This window comes from Collinsella aerofaciens, assembly GCF_015552075.1.
In the GTDB taxonomy this organism is placed as follows: domain Bacteria; phylum Actinomycetota; class Coriobacteriia; order Coriobacteriales; family Coriobacteriaceae; genus Collinsella; species Collinsella aerofaciens_Y.
On the sequence record NZ_JADNDZ010000125.1, the window covers coordinates 1 to 3,747 of the forward strand.

The 3,747-nt window shown below is 61.0% G+C and carries 4 protein-coding genes; 2 read left to right on the forward strand and 2 right to left on the reverse strand.

The annotated features are described in order from the left end of the window. Positions 1-264 precede the first annotated feature (264 nt). Together I2D41_RS09820 and I2D41_RS09825 are read right to left on the reverse strand one after the other, a co-directional pair. Complete coding sequence (locus I2D41_RS09820) at positions 265-858, reverse strand: hypothetical protein (RefSeq protein WP_055310220.1); 594 nt, start codon at positions 856-858, stop codon at positions 265-267. Positions 859-1,099: 241 nt separating this feature from the next. Beyond that, positions 1,100-1,699 carry a hypothetical protein gene (locus I2D41_RS09825; protein ID WP_138112912.1) on the reverse strand — a complete coding sequence of 200 codons (600 nt, stop codon included), beginning with the start codon at positions 1,697-1,699 and terminating at the stop codon, positions 1,100-1,102. A gap of 379 nt (positions 1,700-2,078) precedes the next feature. Here I2D41_RS09825 and I2D41_RS09830 point away from each other — a divergent pair, with 379 nt between their 5' ends. Together I2D41_RS09830 and I2D41_RS09835 are read left to right on the forward strand one after the other, a co-directional pair. After that, positions 2,079-2,711, forward strand: a complete 633-nt coding sequence (locus tag I2D41_RS09830) for a cyclodeaminase/cyclohydrolase family protein (RefSeq protein WP_161159940.1) — start codon at positions 2,079-2,081, stop codon at positions 2,709-2,711. A 2-nt stretch (positions 2,712-2,713) separates the two neighbouring features. After that, complete coding sequence (locus I2D41_RS09835) at positions 2,714-3,568, forward strand: bifunctional 5,10-methylenetetrahydrofolate dehydrogenase/5,10-methenyltetrahydrofolate cyclohydrolase (RefSeq protein ID WP_195364368.1); 855 nt, start codon at positions 2,714-2,716, stop codon at positions 3,566-3,568. Positions 3,569-3,747 lie beyond the last annotated feature (179 nt).

Genomic DNA, 3,747 nt, shown 5'->3' on the forward strand with positions numbered 1-3,747 from the left:
GCTGCGGAAACGCGGGGTCCGTTCAAGCTGTTGCGTTGAGATTGAAAATCAACCATAAATCGGCGGGCGGACGTGTTGGGGTGTTTGTCGTTTTCGTACTGTTGCTACATTTGGAGCGGTTCCGGCGTCCGGCATCCTCGCGTTCGTTGGCTACCGGCATAAGAAAGGGAGGGTCGGTTTACCGGCCCTCCCTGGGTACGAAGCGCTGGGGTACCGCCGCTTGTTAGCACTGCGCCCGTGTTTCCCGCTGCGCTCGCCAGTTACTTAGCGCTTGATCTCGATATCGTCGAGCTTGACGTCCATGGCCTCGGTCTTGGCCTCGGCGATGTCGTCGGCAAATTCCAGAGACTTCATCATGGTCTCGACGGCGTCCTTGTGCTCCTCGACGTTGTCGATGCGCACATACACGCTGCCACCGTCAACGTCGGTGAAGTACTCGGTCGTCACGCCGCCCGAGTGTGTGTAGGAAGCGTTGCGCCAGGTCTTGCCGTTGTACTTGACGGGGTCATTCTCGGTCCACTCAAAGCTGGCATTCCACTTTGCCTCGTAGTCGAACAGCTCGTCGGCGTTCTTGTCAGAGTCGAAGACGGGGATGAAGCGATCACTGGCGTGCTCGCTCTCGGTGAACTTAAACTGGGCCCTGTCGGCGGTGTCGCCGGCAACGTCGGTAATCTCGACGCCCTCGGGAACCTCGACCTTAAACCAAATGAAGTCGGTCCTCATATCCACGGCTGGCTTTTCTGCCCCGCCGCCACCGCCACTTCCGGTAGCGTCGCCGCTGCCACCGCAGCCCACCAGGGCAACTGCGGCAAAGAGACTGATGCAGAGGGTGAGAATCGCAAAGGCCTTCTTTTTCATGGTCGTGTCCTCCTCGATCTGTAACCGCCCATGGATTACCTGTCTTTACTGTACGCGTGGACGGCTCGCTAGGGTGGGCCATGTGTCCCATTCTGAGGGCCGGATTTGCGCCGTTAAGTGGCAATATGCACGGGTCCAAAAGAGGGGAGGGCCGGTGCTGTCGGCCCTCCCCGGGTTGGGCGCCCGTTGTTTTAATGGGGCGCATGTGCGCGGGTGCGCGTAGGCGCGTGCGGGTGTCCCGTTACTTGATCTCGATGCTCGAAATCTCGACTTCGCGTGCCTCGGAAACTGCCTCTTCCATGTCATCGGGGAACTCGATGGAGTTGAGGAGTGCCTCGGCTTCTTTCTTGTGCTGGTCGAAGTTCGAGATGAGGACGTAGACACTTCCCGGCTCAACATCGGTAAAAAGCATGGTTGAGATGCCGCTGTTGTCCTCGTATGTTCCGACGAGCCACGTCCTGCCGTTATACTCGACGGACCCGCCATCCTTCCACTGGAACGTATCCCCCTTCTTTTCCGCCTGGTCGGCGTGGGATTCCTCGGCCGTCAGCGCTTTTTTCCAAACGGGGATAAAGCGATCGGCCGAGGCGTTCTCGTCTTCGGGGAAGGTGAGCTGGACCCTGTCGGCATTCTTGCCGGCAGAGTCGCTTACGCCGACGCCCTCGGGCATCTCGACCTTAAACCAGATGTAGTCGGTCTTCTTGGCGACGGGGGCCTTTTCCTTGCTCTCGCTCTTGGGGGCGCTGCCGCCGCCCGATGCGCTCCCGCCGCAGCCCACAAGGGCGAGCGCGGCAAAGAGGGCGATGCAAAGGGAAAGGATTGATAGGGTCTTTTTCATCATGGTGGCGTCCTCCTTGTCTGCTGATGACATCACGGCGCCGCATGCTGTTGGGGTACTGATTGCGCTGGCGGCGGATGTCTCTGTGTACTGTGCGACTTATGCCTCCGTTCATCGCTTGTGGCCGTTGCGCGGTCGTTCCCCAACGGGTTCCTTACTTATAGATATGCCCCAGCTTGTGCTGCTCGGGAGTCTCGAAAGGTGGGCCATGTGTCCCATGTTTGCGTTGGCATGGCCTATCGTGTGCCATAGAAATCCGCGATGGCCAGGTGCGCTGACGCTCGCGTACTTATGGGCTAGACTTAGCACCATTACGTGATCGATGCGGTCGGCCGGCGTCGGCCGCCCGACCGATATATATGACTTGAAGGTGCGTGTGCGTATGAGCCAAGAGATGATGGATAAAACCTGTCGCGGTTTTGCCGAGGCGCTGGCCGCGCGCGAGCCAGTTCCCGGTGGTGGCAGCGCGAGCGCTTTTGTGGGCGCGCTGGGCGCCTCGCTGTGCGGAATGGTTGCCCGCTACGGTGCGACCAATCCCGCGCTTGCTGATCGTGCGGATGACCTGACGCGTGCGTTTGCCCAGGCAGACGAGTTGGCGCAGGAGCTTGTGGGTCTGGTCGCCGAGGACGTTCGTGCGTACGGCCAGGTGTCCGCTGCGTACGGTATTCCGCGTGAGGACCCGGCCCGACCGGCTGCGATTCAGGATGCGCTGCATGTGGCCGCTATGCCGCCGTATCGCATTATGGATGCCTGCGGGCGCGCACTGGCGCTGCTCGAGGACATGGCCGACAAGGGTTCGCGTCAGCTGCTGTCCGATGTGGCGTGCGGCGCCGTATTCTGCCGCGCCGCCATGCAGGGCGCGAGCTTGACGCTCTTTGCGAACACCACGTCTATGAAGGATCGTGCACGCGCCGAGGAGCTCGAGACGGCGTGTGATGAGTTGCTCGACACATGGTTGCCGCGCGCCGATGCGCTGGCGCGCCGCGCCTCCGACGCTGCAAGAAAGAGGGGATAGCCATGGCTGAGCTACTGAAGGGTGCTCCCGTCGCCCGCGCTTTGACTGAGGAGCTCGCTGCCCGCTGCGCTGCGCTGCGCGAACGCGGTGTTGTTCCGACGCTTGCTATCGTGCGTGTGGGTGAACGCGAGAACGACCTATCCTACGAGCGCGGCGCCCTTAAACGCTGCGAAAAGGTTGGCATCGAGGCGCGTCGCGTGTTGCTTCCTGCCGGTGTTTCGCAAGACGAGCTGTTGACGGCCATCGAGGACATCAATGCCGACTCGGCTGTTCATGGCTGTCTGATGTTTCGCCCGCTGCCCGCCGGCCTTGACGAGAACGCCGTCGCCGCAGCGCTCGATCCCTCCAAGGACGTTGACTCCATGACGCCGGCTTCGCTGCTCACCACGCTTTCGGGGCGCGGCGAGGGTTTTGCCCCCTGCACAGCTGAAGCCGTGCTTGCTTTGCTGGATCATTACGGCGTTGAGCTGGACGGCGCCAAAGTTGCCGTGGTCGGACGCTCACTGGTAATTGGCCGCCCCGTTGCCGCCATGCTTACGGCGCGCAACGCAACCGTGACGACGTGCCATACGCATACGCGCGATCTTGCCGCCGAGTGCTGTGCTGCCGACATTGTGGTTGCCGCCGTTGGACGCGCGCGCACGATTGGCGCAGATGCGGTCCGCGAGGACCAGGCGATTATCGATGTTGGCATTAATTGGGACGAAGCCGCTGGCAAGCTGGTCGGCGACGTCGATTTTGATGCCGCGGAGCCGGTTGTTGGCGCAATCACCCCCGTGCCGGGTGGCGTGGGCGCCGTGACGACAGCAATTCTCGCCAAGCACGTGATCGAGGCGGCTGAGCGCGCGGTAAAATAGGCGTTTGGAGGCTGTTTAGGGGGTTGGTTAGATACCCCGTGGTCAAAAAATGCCAAATATGAGTACTGTTGCCAAGTTAGTCACATATGTTTGAGATCATTTTGGCTCTTTAACGATAAGTAATAGGTAGCGCGCAGAGATGTGGTGTAAGAGGCGGGGCATGCCCCGCCTCTTCTCTT